This is a genomic window from Parasutterella sp. (assembly GCF_057870745.1).
The window spans coordinates 1-17,812 of the sequence record NZ_DBMALT010000049.1; the positions used below are offsets into that span (position 1 = coordinate 1).

Annotated in this window: 20 protein-coding genes and 1 tRNA gene; 12 read left to right on the forward strand and 9 right to left on the reverse strand. The window is 42.2% G+C overall.

Annotation, left to right across the window (positions count from 1 at the left end; genetic code table 11):
- Positions 1–103 precede the first annotated feature (103 nt).
- Positions 104–586: a transketolase C-terminal domain-containing protein gene (locus tag ACZND6_RS11075; RefSeq protein WP_300877099.1), complete on the forward strand. Its 483-nt coding sequence runs from the start codon at positions 104–106 to the stop codon at positions 584–586.
- A gap of 76 nt (positions 587–662) precedes the next feature.
- On the opposite strand, the gene ACZND6_RS11080 is transcribed toward ACZND6_RS11075, so the two are convergent.
- Entirely contained in the window at positions 663–1,868 is a 1,206-nt protein-coding gene (locus ACZND6_RS11080; protein WP_418805349.1) for an MFS transporter, read from the reverse strand.
- Positions 1,869–1,882: 14 nt separating this feature from the next.
- Between ACZND6_RS11080 and ACZND6_RS11085 the strand changes: the two genes are divergently transcribed.
- Complete coding sequence (locus tag ACZND6_RS11085; protein ID WP_300877086.1) at positions 1,883–2,209, forward strand: MerR family transcriptional regulator; 327 nt, start codon at positions 1,883–1,885, stop codon at positions 2,207–2,209.
- Positions 2,210–2,241: 32 nt separating this feature from the next.
- Here the strand turns inward: ACZND6_RS11085 and ACZND6_RS11090 are convergent, their stop codons facing one another.
- Entirely contained in the window at positions 2,242–2,403 is a 162-nt protein-coding gene (locus ACZND6_RS11090) for a hypothetical protein (protein WP_489524683.1), read from the reverse strand.
- Positions 2,404–2,790: 387 nt separating this feature from the next.
- On the opposite strand from ACZND6_RS11090, the gene ACZND6_RS11095 reads away from it, so the two are divergent.
- The 10 genes from ACZND6_RS11095 (at position 2,791) to ACZND6_RS11140 (ending at position 10,303) form a co-directional block, all read left to right on the forward strand.
- Positions 2,791–3,477, forward strand: coding sequence for an ATP-binding cassette domain-containing protein (locus ACZND6_RS11095; protein WP_300877089.1), 687 nt, complete (start codon positions 2,791–2,793; stop codon positions 3,475–3,477).
- Positions 3,477–4,205: a molybdate ABC transporter substrate-binding protein gene (gene modA, locus ACZND6_RS11100; protein WP_300877091.1), complete on the forward strand. Its 729-nt coding sequence runs from the start codon at positions 3,477–3,479 to the stop codon at positions 4,203–4,205. The genes ACZND6_RS11095 and modA overlap by 1 nt, the downstream gene beginning before the upstream one ends.
- A gap of 3 nt (positions 4,206–4,208) precedes the next feature.
- Positions 4,209–4,877 carry a molybdate ABC transporter permease subunit gene (gene modB / locus ACZND6_RS11105; protein ID WP_300877093.1) on the forward strand — a complete coding sequence of 223 codons (669 nt, stop codon included), beginning with the start codon at positions 4,209–4,211 and terminating at the stop codon, positions 4,875–4,877.
- Positions 4,878–4,880: 3 nt separating this feature from the next.
- The gene (gene modD / locus ACZND6_RS11110; protein WP_300877095.1) at positions 4,881–5,717 is read left to right on the forward strand and encodes a ModD protein; all 837 of its coding nucleotides are present in this window, start codon (positions 4,881–4,883) and stop codon (positions 5,715–5,717) included.
- 602 nt (positions 5,718–6,319) lie between these two features.
- On the forward strand, positions 6,320–6,991 hold the full coding sequence (locus ACZND6_RS11115; RefSeq protein WP_489524684.1) for a hypothetical protein: 672 nt from the start codon (positions 6,320–6,322) through the stop codon (positions 6,989–6,991).
- A 52-nt stretch (positions 6,992–7,043) separates the two neighbouring features.
- Complete coding sequence (locus tag ACZND6_RS11120; RefSeq protein ID WP_489524685.1) at positions 7,044–8,168, forward strand: hypothetical protein; 1,125 nt, start codon at positions 7,044–7,046, stop codon at positions 8,166–8,168.
- Positions 8,169–8,201: 33 nt separating this feature from the next.
- A complete protein-coding gene (locus ACZND6_RS11125) occupies positions 8,202–8,753 on the forward strand; it encodes a DUF3455 domain-containing protein (RefSeq protein WP_021867866.1) in 552 nt (183 codons plus the stop codon).
- A complete protein-coding gene (locus ACZND6_RS11130) occupies positions 8,753–9,256 on the forward strand; it encodes a hypothetical protein (RefSeq protein ID WP_021867867.1) in 504 nt (167 codons plus the stop codon). Before ACZND6_RS11125 ends, ACZND6_RS11130 begins: the two co-directional genes overlap by 1 nt.
- 1 nt (position 9,257) lies before the next feature.
- Entirely contained in the window at positions 9,258–9,890 is a 633-nt protein-coding gene (locus tag ACZND6_RS11135; protein ID WP_418819876.1) for a J domain-containing protein, read from the forward strand.
- A gap of 20 nt (positions 9,891–9,910) precedes the next feature.
- On the forward strand, positions 9,911–10,303 hold the full coding sequence (locus ACZND6_RS11140) for a hypothetical protein (RefSeq protein ID WP_418819873.1): 393 nt from the start codon (positions 9,911–9,913) through the stop codon (positions 10,301–10,303).
- Positions 10,304–10,862: 559 nt separating this feature from the next.
- On the opposite strand, the gene ACZND6_RS11145 is transcribed toward ACZND6_RS11140, so the two are convergent.
- The 7 genes from ACZND6_RS11145 to iscB all read right to left on the reverse strand — a co-directional run bounded on the left by ACZND6_RS11145 (position 10,863) and on the right by iscB (position 17,765).
- Complete coding sequence (locus ACZND6_RS11145) at positions 10,863–13,370, reverse strand: hypothetical protein (RefSeq protein ID WP_418819871.1); 2,508 nt, start codon at positions 13,368–13,370, stop codon at positions 10,863–10,865.
- Between the two features lie 9 nt (positions 13,371–13,379).
- On the reverse strand, positions 13,380–13,565 hold the full coding sequence (locus ACZND6_RS11150; RefSeq protein ID WP_021867641.1) for a helix-turn-helix transcriptional regulator: 186 nt from the start codon (positions 13,563–13,565) through the stop codon (positions 13,380–13,382).
- Positions 13,566–13,915: 350 nt separating this feature from the next.
- On the reverse strand, positions 13,916–14,500 hold the full coding sequence (locus tag ACZND6_RS11155; RefSeq protein ID WP_418819867.1) for a hypothetical protein: 585 nt from the start codon (positions 14,498–14,500) through the stop codon (positions 13,916–13,918).
- Between the two features lie 2 nt (positions 14,501–14,502).
- Positions 14,503–15,804, reverse strand: coding sequence for a tyrosine-type recombinase/integrase (locus ACZND6_RS11160; RefSeq protein WP_418819866.1), 1,302 nt, complete (start codon positions 15,802–15,804; stop codon positions 14,503–14,505).
- A gap of 181 nt (positions 15,805–15,985) precedes the next feature.
- A tRNA-Ser gene (locus ACZND6_RS11165) sits at positions 15,986–16,079 on the reverse strand.
- 121 nt (positions 16,080–16,200) lie between these two features.
- Positions 16,201–16,500, reverse strand: a complete 300-nt coding sequence (locus ACZND6_RS11170; protein ID WP_300877097.1) for a hypothetical protein — start codon at positions 16,498–16,500, stop codon at positions 16,201–16,203.
- Positions 16,501–16,505: 5 nt separating this feature from the next.
- Complete coding sequence (gene iscB, locus ACZND6_RS11175) at positions 16,506–17,765, reverse strand: RNA-guided endonuclease IscB (protein ID WP_489524686.1); 1,260 nt, start codon at positions 17,763–17,765, stop codon at positions 16,506–16,508.
- Positions 17,766–17,812 lie beyond the last annotated feature (47 nt).

Genomic DNA, 17,812 nt, shown 5'->3' on the forward strand with positions numbered 1-17,812 from the left:
GTTAGACGATTTAGCAATAAATGGTCTGGCAACCAGCAGGGTTGAAACAGGAATTTAATTAAAGGTCTGTTTTATAGATTTTTGTAGATTTAAAGTAGCGGCCCTGAATCAAAACGAACACAAGGTTGCCGTCCGTGTTCCGACCTATAGCTATGAACACAGCAAAGGAGAAGTCGATACAGACTACAGTGATCTCAATAAGTTCAAGGTTGTTAAGGAAGGCAAGGATGTTGCCGTTATCGCGGCCGGTGACTTCTTCGTTAAAGGTGAAGGTGTTGTCGATGCTTTAGCTGAAAAAGGCATCAATGCAACCTTGATCAATCCCCGCTTCGTTTCCGGTGTTGATACAGATCTCCTGAATTCTCTCAAACAGAATCACAAAGTCGTGGTTGTTTTAGAAGACGGATCCAAGGAAGGCGGTTTCGGTGGCAGAGTCGCTCAGGCTGTCGGCGCAACCGGCATGAAGTGTCTGACTTACGGTCTTGAAAAAAAGTTTGTTGACCGCTACAACCCTGATGAACTCGAAAAAGCTTATCGCTTGACAGTTCCTCAGATCGTTGAAGACACGCTCAGCGCTTTGAATTAACCGTAAAAATAAAGCCTCAGCACAATGCCGAGGCCCGGAAGTTTCGTTAACGGAGCGGCCGAACCCGCTCCGTTAATTATTTATTGAGCTTTCTTAAGAGGAGAGCCAAACTAAACATCAGGGCAATCAAGCCTAGAACAATAAATAAAGCTTCGTGCAGGTTGGTATGCTGAGCCAGCCAGCCGATGGAAGGCGGAACGATAAGAAGCCCTCCGTAAGCCATGAATGCAACCGTACTTGTTGCAGCTGCAGCCGGAATCTTCCCGTTTTTCCCTGCCATGCTAAAAAGCGTAGGAACGACCGGAGCAAGCCCTAATCCCATGATCGCGTAAGAAATCAAGACCAGCCAAACGGAACTGAAACTCAGGACTCCGACCATTCCGACAAACGAAATAACGGACCCGAAAATAATCACGGGTATCTCACCGAATTCCTTTCTCAGAGGATCTCCGACCAAACGAGCCGCAAACGTAACGCAAGAAAAGATTCCATACACCAAGGCGCCGATGCCGACGGAAGCTTCCTTGACAGTAGTAAGGTAAAGCGCTCCCCACTCCCCTACCGATCCTTCGGCTGCGTAAGCAAGAAGTGCCATCACAGCGCAAACAAGAATAAAAAGCGGGATCCTATGGCAAACTTTAGAAGTTTTTTCTTCTGCCTCGGTCCGTCTTTCAGGAAGAAGGTATCGATTCAGTGCAAGACTCAAAAGCAGGAAGGGAGCTGAGGCAATAACAAAGTTCAAACCTGCGGTCAGCCTCGCAGTTGCGCAGACAGAACCGATCAAGGAAGCTAAAACTGCTCCCAAGCTATAGAAAGCATGGAATAAGTTCATGCTCTGACTTCTTGAGTGGAACTCGTAGAGCACCCCTTGCGTATTCATGGCTACATCCAGCATGCTGATGCCGATGCCCATTGCTGCAAAACCAATCAAAACAGCGATTACGCTGCTGCTAAAACCGATAAAACAAAGTCCCGCGGCAGCAACGACAGCTGTCAGACACAGAACGATGCGGCTGCCGACCTTTCTAATAAGCGCCGGACTGCCGGCCAACCCGATCAAGCCGAAACTTCCCATGCAAAAGAGGCAAAGTCCGATAAGAGAATCGGATAACTCGGCTGCAGCCTTGACTGCCGGAAGACGAGACATAACAAGGCCGTAAAACAACCCCGGGAGAAGAAAAAAAACGCAGCAGGTTAATTTGGAAAGCAGAGGATGAAACATAAAACTTTTCAAGGAGTTAAAAACACCGGAGCGGAATGGTAGAGTATGGACTAACTCCATAGTCAAATCAAAAGATGCTCAAGACCGCTGAATTTGCAAAATTGTGCCACACAACCAAGGACACGCTTATTTTCTACGACCGCCTCGGCGTCTTTAGACCTGCTTTTGTCGACAACAAAAAATACCGTTATTACGAGGCCCGTCAGGCTGTCCAGTTTACCTTTCTTTCTCATCTGAGAGACATCGGTTTCAGCCTCGAAGAAATCAAGGAGTTCATCCATCAGCCAAATGAAGAAAACTTCCTAAGACGATTGAAGGAGCGGTCGGAAGCTTTTCGAGAAGAGATCGAAAAGGCAAAGCGATTTCTCCTCTATACCGACGGAATTTTAAAATTAAGTTGAGAAGCTTTGGCCTGTCCCGACGGAACGATAACTTACAAGTATGAAAAAGGAAGGACATTCCAGTTCAGCAGATTTTCCGAACCAAACAGTTTCAGCTCTTTTCGTGAGTACACGGACTTCATCTCCGTCTCCAGACGCGGAGCATCCACTGTCCTGCCGTGGGGATACGTCGCGCAGTTTAATGAAGTAGGCAAACTTTCATTTATCGGAAGCTTAGATTTCACGCTGCGGAAATATGGAAGCAGCTTAGTAAAGTTGGAGCGCGGAATCTACGCCTCGTGGTTTTTCAGAGGCAACATTGACGAGCATCTAAAATTTTTCAAGAAAAAACTCAAAGAATTGCGAGACAGACATAAGGTCCTATCGCCTGTGTATCTATTTGATCAATCCTCCACATTGCTCTTAGGTACCGGCGAAGTTTTTACAACAAGATATGAAATTCGGATTAAGGACTTATAACTGCAAGCGCTCCGATCCGATTTCCTTCTCGACTTATCAAAACGCTATCCGACTAAATAAAGCGCTGACTCCTAAACATCCTTTTTGCTATTATCGTTATACTTTAATTGAATAACGATTTCATGATCTCTTTTGACATCTCGATTACTGTTGAAGAAAAGCAATTCCGTTTTGCAGCTGATCTTCTCTCCGACACAACCGCCATCTTAGGGAAAAGCGGTGCCGGAAAATCGACGCTTGTCAAAGCCGTTGCCGGACTAATAAAACCTGATTCCGGCTATATCAAATTTGGAAATCGAGTTTTCTTTGACTCCGAAAAAGGCATCAATCTCGCGCCGCAGAAAAGAGGAATCGGTTTTGTGTTCCAGAATCACCGCCTCTTTCCATTTTTGAGTGTGAGAAAAAACCTTCTCTTCGGCCGCTTGTTTGCAAAGCGGCAGAACGCTTTATCTTTTGAAGAGGTCGTGAAGTTTTTGGAACTCACGCCTCTTCTCGAAAAAAGCCCGCTAAGGCTTTCCGGAGGAGAGTCTCAAAGAGTTGCCTTAGGCCGAGCTTTGCTCTGCGCTGAAAACTTTATTGTTTTAGACGAACCTCTCTCCAGTCTGGATCCAGTGCTTAGCGAATCCCTTCAGGGGTATCTGGAAAGGATTCATTCCTTCGCCAAACTTCCCTTCCTCTATATCACGCATAGACCAAATGAGGCTTTGCGTCTAACCGAAGAAGCGCTTTTGATCTCGGAAGGAAAAAACATTCTTCTGGGAAAAACCCGCGATGTCTTAAATCGATCTCTATTTTTAAGGACTGAATAATGAAAATCAGTATTGGCGCACTGCTTGCCGTCTCTCTTCTCTTTAGCTGCCACGCTTACGCCGAAGTCTCACTGACAACCGGCGCCGGATACGCCAACATGGCAAAAGAACTGGCAAAAACTTTTAGCGAAACTTCCGGAAGCAAAGTCACCGAAAATTACGGCGGCAACATCGGCCAAATGATGGCTCAGATTGCCAATGGAAACGGCGCTAACGTTGTCATTTCGGACGAAGGTACGTTGAAGAATTTGAAGACTCCGGTCCAGTTGACCAATGTGCAGTCTTTAGGCAACACACCGCTCGTTTTCATCTGGAGAAAAGGTCTCGACATTAAAGGAGTGTCAGAGCTGAAATCCGACAAGATTAAGCAGTTTGCCTATCCGGATCCGAAAGCTGCTGTCTACGGAAGAGCTGCTCAACAATTTTTGGACAACCTCGGCACCGATCAGTTCCCCAAAGAGAAAGTGATGAAGATTGCTTCCGTTCCTCAAGTTACTGCCTACGTAGTCAAAGGTGAAATCGATGCCGGCTTTGTCAACCGCACTGCTGCTAAAGCAAATAAGGACAAAATCGGCGGAAGCGAAGAAGTGCTTAACGGATATACTCCGATTCACATGATCGTCGGCGTTGTTAAGGGACATGAGAAAGACCAAGATGTAGCTCAGTTCCTCAAATTCCTGCAATCGGAAAAAGGCAAGAAGATCCCGATGAAACACGGCATTCAGTAAGTTATGAATCCCGAAACCGTTTTTTTTCCTCTGCTGCTCACGGCAAAGACTTGTGCAGTTTCCCTGTTACTGTTCTTGCTTTTGGCAGTACCGCTTTCTTACTGGCTTGCCGGGAAAAGAGGTATTTTTGCAAAAGCCGTAGAGCTTTTCGTCACTCTGCCGCTTGTTTTCCCGCCTATCGCTCTTGGGTACATGCTGTTGGTAGTCTTGGGAAGAAACGGTTGGATCGGACAGTTCCTGGAAACTTTCGGACTGAAGATGGTGTTTTCTCAGACGGGCGTAATTCTTGCCGCATTTGTGGCTGGACTACCGCTCGTCGTCAAACCTCTTCAAGCAGCATTTAGCACTCCTGAAGCCAGGGACCTTGAGGAGGCTGCCCGTGTTTGCGGCCTGAGGAATTTCAAGACCTTCTTTTTCATTTCCGTACCGCTGTGTACAAAAACTCTCCTAGCCGCCTTACTCCTCGGGCTAGCTCGCGCTTCGGGGGAAGTCGGCATCACGATGATGCTCGGAGGCAACATCTCGGGAAGAACAAACACGCTATCGCTTGAAATTTTCAACAGCGTCTCTAGGGGAGATTTTGATTCAGCTGCTTTTCTGTGCACAATCTTGGCAGCATTTGCAGCCCTCATTTATGTCGCCCTTTACTTTCTGCAGCCTAAAAGGATTTAGCTCATGTTTTATGTACCAACCTCATTCTTAGAAAACATCCTTAAAGAAGACATTCCGTGGAATGACAGCACCACAGAGGCACTCGGCATTACGGGCGTTCCCGGAAAAATCACTTGTCTTCCCAAAAAGGACGGCTTTGTCAGCGGCATTGAAATGGGTTCCAAACTTTTCAAGGAAGTGGGCATGAAAGTGACTTTTGCTGGAAAAGACGGAGCTTTTTACGGCGCCGGCCAAACAGTATTGGAAGCCCATGGTTCTGCAGAAAAAATTCATTCCGTCTATAAGACAGTTCAAAATATTTTGGAATACTCCTCCGGAATTACGAATCGCGTCAGAGCGATGACAAAACAAATCGAAGCCGCCGGATCTAAGGCTAAGGTTGCGGTTACGAGAAAGCATTTCCCGGGAACAAAGGCCATTTCCTTGAATGCGGCTCTCTTGGGAGGTGCTATCGTTCATCGAGCAGGATTGTCTGAATCCATCCTCGTTTTTGATCAGCATCGCGTTTTTTGTTCGGATCCTGTCGCGGCTGTGCACCTTGCAAAGGAGCAAGAACCTGAAAAGAAAATCGCGGTGGAGGTAGACAATGAGGACGAAGGCATTCAATACATCAATGCCGGTGCAGACATCATTCAGTGCGAGCGTTTCAGCCCGGAAATGCTGAGAAACTTCGTCGCAACGGCTAAACAAATAAGACCGGATGTCATCATCAATGCCGCCGGTGGAATTAACGACTCTAACGCATACGAATACGCTCAGACGGGGGCAGATGTTTTAGTCACCTCATGGGTCTATTTTGGGCGTCCGTTTGATATCAAAATGAAGATTTCATCAGAATAGTTCTGCAATAAAATTCAAATCTGACAGCGACAGGAGAAATTTTGACTTTTGTCGCTGTTTTTTCGTTACTTCGCTTGTTTTAGTTGACCGGTTTCCGAATCCGCACAGTTCAAAACTTACAAAACACGGTATTGCAAACATTTGTCAGTTTTTAATTAAATAATCCGTAACTCCGCGTTTTTCAAGAGAAGTATTGGACCTCCTTGAGAAAATCAAAGGTACTAGAAACTAAACTGGAACACATCGTTTTAAATTCAGAAATGGGTACCATTTAGTGTACCAATCGTTTGGTGTTTTTAGCTGTTCCCTGAGGTTCAGGGAGGTCCACCCAAGAAAGGGTGAATTCCGATAACTTATTGATTTTATGAGTTTAAATAACTCATAGGAGTTTAGAGAGATTCTCTGTGGATATAAAAATGGCGAAGGAGATATCAGAACTAACTATAAAAATCAATAAGTTACAAAAGGTGTTCAAAATTACTCATCTAAACACTCATCTAAAACAATTTCCTAACTTTCTTCTCTTCCTCTATAGTTTTAATTAACAAGGGGTATTTATCTGCTTCTATTTTGCCATTTTAAATATAAAGAAGTAAGAGAAAGTGAATTCAACTGCTGTTATCACGTTAGAAAGAGTTTGGGGTACGGAAACTAGTCCTTATAACACGGCTAGTATTAAGCCCTTTATTGATGGAATAAAAGCCTTCTCAGATAGTTTTGACTTTTACTACTCCCACTTTTATGGGAGAGAGAGTCTTCGAGAAGCACTCAATGAGTTCTTAAATCCTTGCTATCGCCGAATAATCTTACAGATAGCTGGTCATGGATCAGGAAAGAAGATTGCCAGTACTCAATTTGGCACTGTCTTTGAAACTATTGCCCGCGTTCAGAAAGAAAAAAAGTTCAACGGCTCAATTGGTTTAATCATGAGCTCTTGTCTTATGGGATCAAACAAAGAGCTTATTTCTCAAGGAATTAGGCAAGCTCGACTACAGTGGTTCTTTGGCTATAACTGTGCTTCTCTTTGGATGGAAAGTACCCTTATAGATACTTTTCTTCTTTACTTACTCACTAAAAAAGGAATCCACGTACAGCCGACACAAGATTACTTAATTAAGTGCTTTCAGGACGCTTTAGCGCTATTCGACAAAAATTATTTAATTGGAAGCGACGAAATTTCTGAAAAATCAATCCGAGAAGGTTTGACGTTAATGATTTCAGACGGCGATTTTCGGAGGAAACCTTTCGACGCATCCTCCCTATTATTTTCGTAGCACTTTCCGTTATAGAAACCTTCAGTTATACAAAAAGTACATTGAAAGAAATATGTTAAAAAAACTCATTATCTTTTTATTAATGGCGTTAGTCACTAGCGTTAACGCAGAATCTAATGAGACCGTAGAGGAAGAAAGCACAATTTCGACTATAGGAGGAATATTGCAAATCAAGAAAGATGAGGTTGGCCTAAAATCTTTTTTTCTTGACCGGCAGGAATTGCTTGATGACACCTATTCGCTTGCCTCTTTTTCCCATAAAGAAACTCTCAACAATGCGGATTACCTGTTGCTTTATGGATGGGGCGGAGGAAATAAAAATCCCGGAGAGTACTATTTATTGAGAGTTGCAAAGGATAAAAGCTGGAGAATTTTTTCTCTTCCCATGCCCTTTTTAGGTCGCACAGACTCGCCTGACGGCAATTCCGAAGAGGTTCGGTTATTCAAGGACGGAGAGTTTATAAAGGTATTTGTGCCAGCCAAAGACAATGACTCCTATCGGTGGATTGACATTGTTTTAACTTTTGATAAATACGGAAATCAATTAAGCGAAGTTAGGAAGCTCAACCCACACAGTCTGTACGAAGATAATCTTTCTCGTTCCGACTTAGAAGGCAAACCTCCCATCGCGATTCTGTACTACCCGCCAATAAAGAAAATATTTACTAAAAATAAACAAATTAGTCAACTTTATAAAAAACTTGAGGAATATTGGGGAAGTCCTATCTCTGTTTCCGAAGACAGGATCTCCGCCGTTGGTGTTGGAGTGGGAGCTTGTAATTTTGAAAAAATCTTTCTTACATTTTTTAATGATGGGCGTTACTTCCTTATCTTTCCGAACTATGAATACGGTCATGCAATCGGAGTAGACATCTATACAAACTTCAAAATACCAACCGCAACAGCGTTAGCAAAGATAATTATCCACAACCAAAATGAAGATGTTGGTTGGATCTATTTTGATACTGAAAAGTTCAAAACCTCTGACTCAAAATGTTCCATCAACGGGAAAAGTAAACCCTGTAGCCAGTTTTTAATTAATGCTTCTGCTGAGGAAGTTCGGCCTCCTAAAACTGAGGAGCCTCAGCCTCCTAAAAATCGGTTCAGAGATAAGCAAGTTGAAAAAGACTTTTCCCAAATAAAGCAGAAATTCAAAGAAAGCATATTAGTGCCCTAAAGGATTTATAAACAAAATCACCCAAGGAAACAAATGAATAAAGTAAAACCCATACTTCTTGGCATGTGTTTAACAACGCTTGTTGGATGCACGTCAATATCTTTAAAAGATATGTTTGAGCAACCTGTGCCAACCCGTTATCAACCCCTTGGCTCTTACAAAGAATTGATGAGACTTCATGGTGTCGGAGTTGTCGATTACGTTTGCAGTGAGGATGAGAACGGCACCTACTATAAATTCATAAATATCAATATTGAACTATTTGATAAAAAGCAAAAATTATTAGCTGAAATTCACGGTTCGAAGCAAACCCTCACTTATGAAGACGGTGGAATTATTAAGGAACTTCGGCCCGTAAAATGGGGAACATCGGAATCCTTAACAAATTACAAGGCGCTACCTGATGTTCTCTTTTCAGTAGGAGAAATACAAGGAAATAAAAAATCTGAGGTGGTCAAAGTTAAATTTATCACCCGCTCTCACACACAAGGGGGAGAGCCTAAGCTAAAGTGTTCTGCCGAACAAATCGGAAAAGAATTCAAAGAACCGTTCAACGCGACCTTCATTTTTTGGGGAAATAAGTAATGAACTATATCATTAAAGCTCTTATTCCTCTTTGTATTCTTGCAGTTTGGTTATCTCACAACACCACAACAGGAGAAGCATTGGTATACACAATCTTTTCTTTTTGCCTCGGTGCCTGGTTTCTCGTTGGAGTTGAAAGACGCAAAGAATGGCGTACAGCTCAATACCGTAATGAAGCCGAAATCAAAAGAAAGGCTTGGGATATGTATCAGGAAGAAAAAGAGTTAGAGAGACATCAGGAATTATTAGAACAATTTTCCCCGGAAGAGGTTGAAATGATCGAGTTAGGGGAGATTTGGGTTGGGGCTTCGGGTGTAGCTGTTTTATACAGCTGGGGTAAACCTGACAATGTTATAGAAGGGTCGAAAATTTGCAAATTTGAATACGACTTTGAAGAAGGGAGAAAAAGGCCAAACTACTGGGTCAAATTAAAAAAGACCGTCGGGGGTAGAGACTTGGAGGACCTCGTAGTGGTCGAATATAACTCAAGTACGAGGAACTAACATGAAAAACCTTTACGAGATTTTGAATGTAAGAGAAGACGCATCGCCGGCCGTTATTCGAGCAGCTTACAAAGCCCTTTGCATGATGTATCACCCTGACAGATACCATGAAGCCGATGCTACCGATAAAATGCAGGAGATTAACTCTGCTTATGAAATATTATCCGACGAGAATAAAAGAAAAATTTATGACCTTGACTGGGCGGAATTTCAAAGGGAGCTGAAAGAGGATGCCTCTGCAAAGACAGAAGCAGTAGTTGATACCAAAAATGAAGTTGAATTTCCACATGAACCCTCTATCAACAACGTTTCTTCCACAGAAACTCCCAATGAAGAAGTATCTGAAAAGGAAGAATCTCAAATACCAAGTTGCTGGTCATTACAACTTCATATCTTTGTTCTAGTTGTCTATGTTATCGGAACTTATTTTTTTACAACTGGAGACACTTGGTCTGACCCCTACGGAACAAGAAAGAATCAGGAGAGAAAAGTAAATGAGGTCTCTAAACCAGTGACTGTACATCAGGTGCCTACTGAACAAATTAGTCCTGAACCTGACGTTGTAAAAACACCCCAACAACCCCTACCGAGAAATAAACCAAAAGAGAAATTATTAAGGGAGCAAATTTTTTAAGATCGAATGAGCGGAAACCCATGACGTATTTCTTTTATGGAGTTGTGCTGGTGGCCGTCTTAGTGTTGCTGGGACGGCTTTATCTTTGGTGGAATTTCATGTTCCCTCAAAAAGGGAAGATTGTTTCATCAGGTCGTCAGTACCGACAAAAAAATATTTTTTTGGAATTGATGGGTGGTATCAAATTAATCCTAATCGCAGTAGTTTTCTTGTGGTTGGTTGGCTTTTTCAATCATGGTTCCAGTAACACATCCAATAGTAAAAATAATGTCGTTACGACGCCTCAAGAAATAACGCAACGCAATCCCAAAAGAGAAGAATCTTCCGTTTTAAGTGAGTTGCCAAAACCCACTATCTCACCCAAAGAAGAAGATTTAGAAAGAAAATCTTTTATCAGAAACCAGATCTTCTAGTACTCAGAAACACGACCACTCATTCGTATAAATGGTGCTCCCGTATCAGTTTGTTCAATTTTGGAAAATCCAATATCTCAATGCTGGCGCGAGGAAATAATTTTTTTAGGCTCTTCACTATAAGAATAACTTCCTCTTGAGTGTTAATTTTCACGATAATGCAATCCGTAAGACCTCTTATTAGTCTGTTTAATTTTTGTTTTGGAAAACCCAAACAGAGTAAAAACGGCCGAGTTTCTTTCCTGTCTTTAACGCCATTCAATAGACCAAAAATTGGTGTACGTTGCGTGTCCACAATTAAAGTTTCTTTACTTTTTCCTCTTCTGTTAAATAATATCGCCGATGCTTTAACGCCATTAAAAATATATGAATTAATCAATTTAAACCTCTGAAATTAAGTTTTATGCACGCATCTTGTACGCAATAAAATTTACTGATATGGATAGAGGGAACCCAGGGAAGATGGGGAGGGGCTAGCATAATTCTTATATCTATATATAAAATAAAAATTATTTTTTTATATCTATTCCCTTAGTTCCCTAGGTTCCCTTAAGAGGTCTTAATTAGAATTTCTAGAAAGCTCGGATTTCAGTAATACTTGGAAAACTGCTTGATGATTTTGCTGTTGACTGAGCTTCTTTAAATATAAGTCGTTTTCGTGATCTCCAGCTTGCCGAGTCAGGTAGCCACTTAAACGCTTAGTATCTAAATATGCAGAACTTTCATCCTCTGAGGTATTAAGTTCAAGCTGAGACAGAATTCCGTCCCATTTCACTCGGTTATCAGGATTCTCCTGAATGACCTTTTTAATATCGAAGGTAGTAAATCTTTTATTCTTAAAGGCCATTCGCAGTTCTTTGAGAAGACTTGCAAAAGCCACTTTGTCCGGATCCTCCTCCTGGGCTTTTAATGTCCTCATAAGAGGGTCTTTCATTCCTAGCCATAATAAGGGTTGTCTGCACAATTTATCTTGATCGGGGAACGACTTGAACCTTTTATTGCTTATAGTCGGTGCTCCTTCGTTTAAATAAGCTTTAATAATGGTTAAGACATATCTAATTAATCGCAATCTGCACTTTTTTATATGGTCGGTTAACTGCTCCTGCTCTCCTGTTTTGCTTGTGTACATAATGTCGGAACCATCCCCCTTATCAATTGAGATATAGACAGTTCGTCTTAAAAGATCCTTGCGTACAGTTATCTTGTTGCCGTTGGCGAGAATTAAAGTACGGGTGCTCACAGTGCGGATAGTATTACGCCCCAAAACACGTTGTGAATATGAAGGAGAGGTGATCGCTATTGCCAGAGCAGGATTGTCATATATATCCTTTGTCACATTGTCAAAATAAATACAAGCAGGCGAAAGCAAAAGTACAGAAAATAATGTTTTTTGAAATTCTTCATTGACTCTAGGAAAAGCGAGTGAACCCAAGTTCTGATCAGGTGCAGCAAGAGCTGCTATCACCTCTGTCAAACAACCTTTCCCAGCTCCATAGTCATTACCTGAGATTAAGAACATAGAAGCAGTGTCAAGAGCTTGTCTTTCTACTGCTGTAAAAATACCCATTAAAGTCGCAGAAAGGTCTTGAGCCGAACAAAATTGAAAAAAACATAATTCTTGAATTAGTTTCTTTAAAGCAATTTCCGCATCTTCTTTCGTTGCTTTTTCAATCTGCTTTGCCTTTTCTAAGGAAAGTCCTCTTGTAATATACAGACCGCTTTCCTCATCATAACTTCTTGAGTAAATCAACCTCCCGTTGGGCAAAATAAGAGGATTATGGACCACCCCCTTAAGCTCAGGGATAATTGGTAGCGACTGACATTTAAGGAATCTATTTATTGTGGTTGAACTTAAGTCTCTAGGCCTCCACTCTTTTTTACTCGTTTCCGCAACGCATATTGCTAGCCTTGAGAGAAAACTCGAGAACGTCCCTTCGGTCATTATTTCAGTTCGGAAAGGATTTTCTAACAGGCAGACGACGTTACCACTCTTTCTATAGACTTTCTCTGTTTCTTTAAGACAGCGCGAAAATGCCTCAAACAATAAATACTCTACTTGCGCTCGGAGTTTAATGACATGTCTACCGTAGGCGTGTTCCTCGCCTAGTCCAAGGAACGCTAGAAAGTCATCGTGAGTTTTCTTTTCACAATGGTGGTGAAAACAATGAAAAGCTCCTTTCAAATATTGTTCATTTGCTACATAAAAGACAGCCTTGTTTCCTCCTGTAGTGTGATTATTAGACCATGGACAAATGCATTCGAATTTTCCCTTCTCAATTTCACGAGGTTCTAAACCTTTCTTCATTGCATATTGAAAAACAAATCCCTTTTCAGGGCAGGGCTCGAAAACAATATTCCCCTCTAAAGTCCTAGTCGATGGCAATGAACTACATGAACGCTTAACAGTCGGCTTTTCTATTTGAAAAGCATTCATTATTTCGTCAATATCATAGGTTAATTCAGGGTTCCACTCGACAAGAAAACAAAGATTATTTGTTTGGTATTTAGTGTTTTTCCCATTGGGAAGCCTCATTAATTTATTTGAGTTTGCACCTCCGTCTGAAAACCCTTTTTCTTTCAAAAAGTTATAGATGTAATCAATTAGTTCTACATCCGTAATAAGCGAAGATAATTTGTATCCAACCTGAGTATTACCATCGGATGTTCTTATAATCCAAGTGGGCTTGAGAGGAAGCTTATTAAAAGGAATTTGAGTTTTTTTGTTGCCTTCAGAAATATAGTCGCTAAGAGTATAGTCATCCAAAACTATGCAACAGGTAGCTGACACGTATTTAGCCTGCCTTTTCCACTCACCCGTCTCTGTTGGACTAAACAGAGAAACGCTATAAAAATTATTTTTTTCATTGGAAAATCTCTTATTTTGTTTCCATGGTTGAACAGGCCAGATTTTGCTTTTAACATCATCTAAGCAAGTGATGAGGACATTGTTATTCTTATCGATATAGTTACCGAAAATTTCTTCAATGAATTCGTTGTTATCGATATCTATTTTTATTTCTCTTCTTATATTTTTTTCAACCTTTTTAATCCATTTTTCATCTAACATGTTTTTCTCCTATTGATTATTTGCAGTTTGATTTACCCAAAGATCGACTTCCCAATAATTCCAAACGGTTACACCTTTTGAAATTCTTATCGGTTTAGGAAAGTCTGATTTCTCTTTAACCCAACGCCATATAGTTGATTTGTTGACGCCTAATAAATCAGCCAATTCTTTGGCTCGAATATATTTGAGTCTCATGTTTGAGCTCCTAACGTCCCTAATGCGTTATTGCATTAGAGGGTTGCCGTTTTTGGCTTCCACACGTCATTTACGTTTTAAATAAATGTGGGGATATGTACACAACGTCGTGTACATATCTTGGGTTAAAAGACAAAAATTAACCTCGGAGGCGTTGCACCTAGAAAGCAAAAAAATCAGTTATGTACATAGTTGGTACTTATTTGCATTAAAGACAATGTTCATCTTGAATACGTACATAACTTCAATAAAGTCTTATGTACGCAAAGCGTACGTGAAGGTTTTGTGAGCTCATGTACAAAAAAAGCCCAAAGGGGCAGAAACTTTGGGCTTGGAAAAATTAAGGAGTTTTATGGAGTTGGACGCTTAACAGGTTTAATAGTACAAAGGACTTTCTTGCGTACCTTTACTTTCTTTATGCGCAGACTATTCATACAAATAGTTTGCAAGGTTACAGCGGCTCTTTCACTCCAACCTTGTTTCAAAAAGTGCTCCTTAACGTCGTCTCTGTCGTTAGCTATTTTCTCTTCAAAGATTTTATTTCTGACTACTTCAATGTCATCAAGCAATTTGAAAACAGGAATTTTGTCCTCAGAATAGATCGAGTAAGCTTCTCGGCCTAATCCCTCTACAAGAGCTTCCTTAAGAGAAGGTATTGTCTCGTTCTTAAGCTTTCGATTTTTATTTTTCCATTCTTCAAACAGCCAGACAGGAAAAGAAGCTTGGAGTAGCTCGTTGGAGCGGTAGTAAAGTGTCTTAGAAAAAAGATTGGAAAAATACTTTCTATTAAAGCCGTCGTGAGGCTCGGCAACGATTTCACTTTTCTTTTCGAGCCAGTTCTTAAAACTATCTTCAAATTCTTTTTCAGAAAAGAAGTCAGAAAAGTGCGGATAAGCCCCTTTTACCGTCCATTCCTTAAAAAATATTTTTGTCATTTTTATTCTTCCCCTTGAAAGCAATAATCCGACCAAGCTTGCATCATCTCTATTCTACTTTTCATGGCTTCGTTGCGCTCGTAAGCTCCTTTATATGAATCGGAAGCCTTGTGATGTAAGCACAATTCAGCCGTCCTTTCAGAAAACCTTCTATCGTTGCCTAACTCATCATCTTGTGCCCACGTTCTAAACGAAGCCCTTGCAAGGCCATGAGGAGTAGCTATGCAACGATTACCGGATTTATTGACTTGCTTAGGATCAAAATAGCCTTTGCCACCGTTTAACAAGGATTCAATGTGCATCTTTTTGATAACTGACTTCAACGAAGCGTCCGAAAGTTTTGACCCTGTGGCAGGCGATAAAAATATGTACTTGGATTCATTCAATCCTTCAATGCTTTTCAGCAATTCAAGAACTTGTGTACTAAGCGGAACCACATGATCCCCGTTAGAGGAAACTTTCATCTTCTTAGCAGGAATGATCCATACCTTTTTATCCCAATTGATTTCATCCCATTCTGCTTCTCTGGCGTTTCCTGAGCGAACAGCCGTAAGGATGGCAAATTCAAGGCACCTTGCCGAGATACTGGGATGCTGTCTCAGATCTTTCATGAAGTCAGGAATGTCTTCAACTGCAAGCATGGCATGGTGCCTTTCTTCTGTTTTGATTTTCTGCGGCAATAAATGTTGAAGTACTTGGGGATCAACAGGATTGGCTACTGAGGTAAGTCCTTTGGCTTTGGCCCAGGAAAAAATCTGTCTTATGATTTGTCTTAATTTCTTACAAAGGGCTTGATGCTCGTTCCATAGTGGTAAGAGAATGTCGGCTACGTTTGAGGAAGTAATCGTTTCTAACGTTTTACTTCCTATTTGAGGGAGAATGTAATTTCCCAGTCTGCCCAGAAATAAGTCTCTTTCCTTTATTGGAAAAGGAGAGAAAGTGTCTCTATGAGCTAGATACCGATCCGCTACAGTGGAGAATTTAAGCTCTGCAAGTTCTTTTCTGCGCTCGTTCTCTATTTTTTCTTCCCTCTGACGATCCCGCCACTCTTTAGGATCAACGTCTTCCGATAGAAGCTTTCTATAAGCCATTGCTTTTTCTCTAGCCTCCGAGAGGGATACGACTGGATAAGAGCCAATAGTTACTTCACGCTTTTTCTTTTGGAATGTATAACGAAAGATAAACGTCTTTCTGCCATTCTCGACTCTTACACATAGCCCTTGGACGCCTCCTAAGGCTGTTATTCCTTCTTTCTTCAAGTGGCGTAATTGGATGTCTGTAAATGCCTTAGCTAGTCTTGGCATACGTCTTACTCATCTAAAAACGTTCATATGCCAATTATAAGAATTTACTCATCTAAACAGACATCTATATAACTCAGATTCCCTAAGGCCAAATAAGACAGGATAAGACAATAGAAATTAATCAATTCCTTGATTCTATTGATTTTTTAGGATTCTATAAGACTGAGTAAGACAGGTGTTTTGGCGGAGAAGGAGGGATTCGAACCCTCGAGACCGGTTTTTGCCAGTCTGCACCCTTAGCAGGGGTGTGCCTTCAGCCACTCGGCCACTTCTCCGCACATCGATCATTGCGATCAGGAAAGCGTATTCTATAGATAAAGTTTATTTTTTGCAAACGCGTCCAAAATGTGTCTCAAAAGACGAGCGTCCACATTCCTCGAAGTATCTCGCTTAACCTCAGTTGTTCGGAATACAGTGAAAGCGAATAACTGCACTTGCCCGCTGCGCTTCGTAATTAAAAATGCGGTTCTTATCAGTGACGTAGTAAATCTGAGGCACTAAATTTTCTTGGATGCCCTTGCAATATAAACGGGCTTGATCCTCAAGTCCCTTCACGACGACTTCCCCCTTCATGGTGAAATCAAAATAACCAGAAATCTCATAATCGTTCGGTCCGATTTGTCTATCTGTCCAGCTGCATCCGGCAACAAGAGAAGTCAAAACAAAGAGGCCAAGGATCGGAATTATCTTTTTCATCAAATTTAGGCGCGGAGATCTCTGCCTTCAGGCAGGGGAGGAAGCGCCTCCTCCTTTCGAATTTCTGTTAAATAGGTTTGTCTCTTTTCCAGCAGATGCAGCGTCTTGTAGCTGATGCCTGCCGAAATGCGGGTTCCGTCAAGCTTTCGAACATCGAAGTACCCTGATGATCGACGGCCGAAAATGAAGCCTTCTTCTCCCTTGCAGACAACCTTGTCAAAAAGACGGAAGCCTTTGATCTCAAAGGGAGCCTGATTGCGCTTTCGAAGCCCGTGTTTGAGGATGGAAAGCTTGTGAATCTGCCGGTTGTTCCGGCGAGTCTGCTTCTGGAAGAAGAATTCGCCGAGCCTTTTGGCGCCGAGATTGCCGGCGATGCAGAATGCATCCGCACAATGTGATTTGGCAATGCCGTTCGCGATTCGTACATGCTTGGTCCGGTAGCCGTAGGTGTTGTTCACTTCCAGCTCCGGATGCGACACCTTCAGGCGGTTCAGTACCTCCCAGCGCATAATTCCCATGAAGGCTTCCGCACGGAACGATTTCCCTCGCTTGGCCTTCAACGTGATATCGCCGCGGTGAAGTGCCTTATGGCACGTCTCACAAAGCGTAATCAGGTTGCCGGGCGAATCTCCACCGGTACGTCTGCTTTCCAAGTGATGAACATTGAGCACCGGATCTTTCGATCTGCCGTAACAATGCTGACAAACGTGCCCGTCTCTGAAAAGAACATACTCGCGGACGTTCCAGAAGCCGAGCTGCTCGCCCTCTTGGTACTCTTTCCCTGCAATGTCTGGATTCTTCAGCAGCTGCATGTCGAAGGAAGCCGTTTCCACGGTGATCTTCGTGACCGGCAGCAGTCGAAGAACCGCTTCTATGCGCGACAAGTGCGCGTTGATTCGGTTTTCAACCGACGGAGCAAGCCAGCCTTTGCGCTTGGTGCGGAGACGGTTGTTGAACCTCGGCGCGCGGTAGCGCGTTTTGCGGTTACAGCGCGACTGCCGTAACGCGCGACGAGCAGAGAGCAGATCAGAGACGTCCTGACGGAGTTCGACTTCTGATGCATAAAGCTCAGCCTTTTCCGTTGATGCGGAAAGGCCGACATGTTTGTACCCGGCATCAACACCCAGAGTCACCGGCTGTTTGGACTCACCCGTTGCAATCGTCAGCTGAATAGTGAAAGGCGTTCGCCTCTTCACAATAGCTTTCTTCTCTTTACCTGTGTTTAGCCCCTTATATCGTGCAAAGCCCCGATAGACGGGGCTTATAGTAGATTTTCATTTTTTTCTTTTCGTGTTAACTCCTCAAGTTATTG

Excerpts from the sequence above, each read along its gene's own strand:
- ACZND6_RS11080 (WP_418805349.1), bottom strand. The coding sequence starts at position 1,868 with ATGGAGTTAGTCCATACTCTACCATTCCGCTCCGGTGTTTTTAACTCC.
- ACZND6_RS11085 (WP_300877086.1), top strand. The coding sequence starts at position 1,883 with ATGCTCAAGACCGCTGAATTTGCAAAATTGTGCCACACAACCAAGGAC.
- ACZND6_RS11095 (WP_300877089.1), top strand. The coding sequence starts at position 2,791 with ATGATCTCTTTTGACATCTCGATTACTGTTGAAGAAAAGCAATTCCGT.
- modA (WP_300877091.1), top strand. The coding sequence starts at position 3,477 with ATGAAAATCAGTATTGGCGCACTGCTTGCCGTCTCTCTTCTCTTTAGC.
- modB (WP_300877093.1), top strand. The coding sequence starts at position 4,209 with ATGAATCCCGAAACCGTTTTTTTTCCTCTGCTGCTCACGGCAAAGACT.
- modD (WP_300877095.1), top strand. The coding sequence starts at position 4,881 with ATGTTTTATGTACCAACCTCATTCTTAGAAAACATCCTTAAAGAAGAC.
- ACZND6_RS11120 (WP_489524685.1), top strand. The coding sequence starts at position 7,044 with ATGTTAAAAAAACTCATTATCTTTTTATTAATGGCGTTAGTCACTAGC.
- ACZND6_RS11125 (WP_021867866.1), top strand. The coding sequence starts at position 8,202 with ATGAATAAAGTAAAACCCATACTTCTTGGCATGTGTTTAACAACGCTT.
- ACZND6_RS11130 (WP_021867867.1), top strand. The coding sequence starts at position 8,753 with ATGAACTATATCATTAAAGCTCTTATTCCTCTTTGTATTCTTGCAGTT.
- ACZND6_RS11135 (WP_418819876.1), top strand. The coding sequence starts at position 9,258 with ATGAAAAACCTTTACGAGATTTTGAATGTAAGAGAAGACGCATCGCCG.
- ACZND6_RS11140 (WP_418819873.1), top strand. The coding sequence starts at position 9,911 with ATGACGTATTTCTTTTATGGAGTTGTGCTGGTGGCCGTCTTAGTGTTG.
- ACZND6_RS11145 (WP_418819871.1), bottom strand. The coding sequence starts at position 13,370 with ATGTTAGATGAAAAATGGATTAAAAAGGTTGAAAAAAATATAAGAAGA.
- ACZND6_RS11150 (WP_021867641.1), bottom strand. The coding sequence starts at position 13,565 with ATGAGACTCAAATATATTCGAGCCAAAGAATTGGCTGATTTATTAGGC.
- ACZND6_RS11155 (WP_418819867.1), bottom strand. The coding sequence starts at position 14,500 with ATGACAAAAATATTTTTTAAGGAATGGACGGTAAAAGGGGCTTATCCG.
- ACZND6_RS11160 (WP_418819866.1), bottom strand. The coding sequence starts at position 15,804 with ATGCCAAGACTAGCTAAGGCATTTACAGACATCCAATTACGCCACTTG.
- ACZND6_RS11170 (WP_300877097.1), bottom strand. The coding sequence starts at position 16,500 with ATGAAAAAGATAATTCCGATCCTTGGCCTCTTTGTTTTGACTTCTCTT.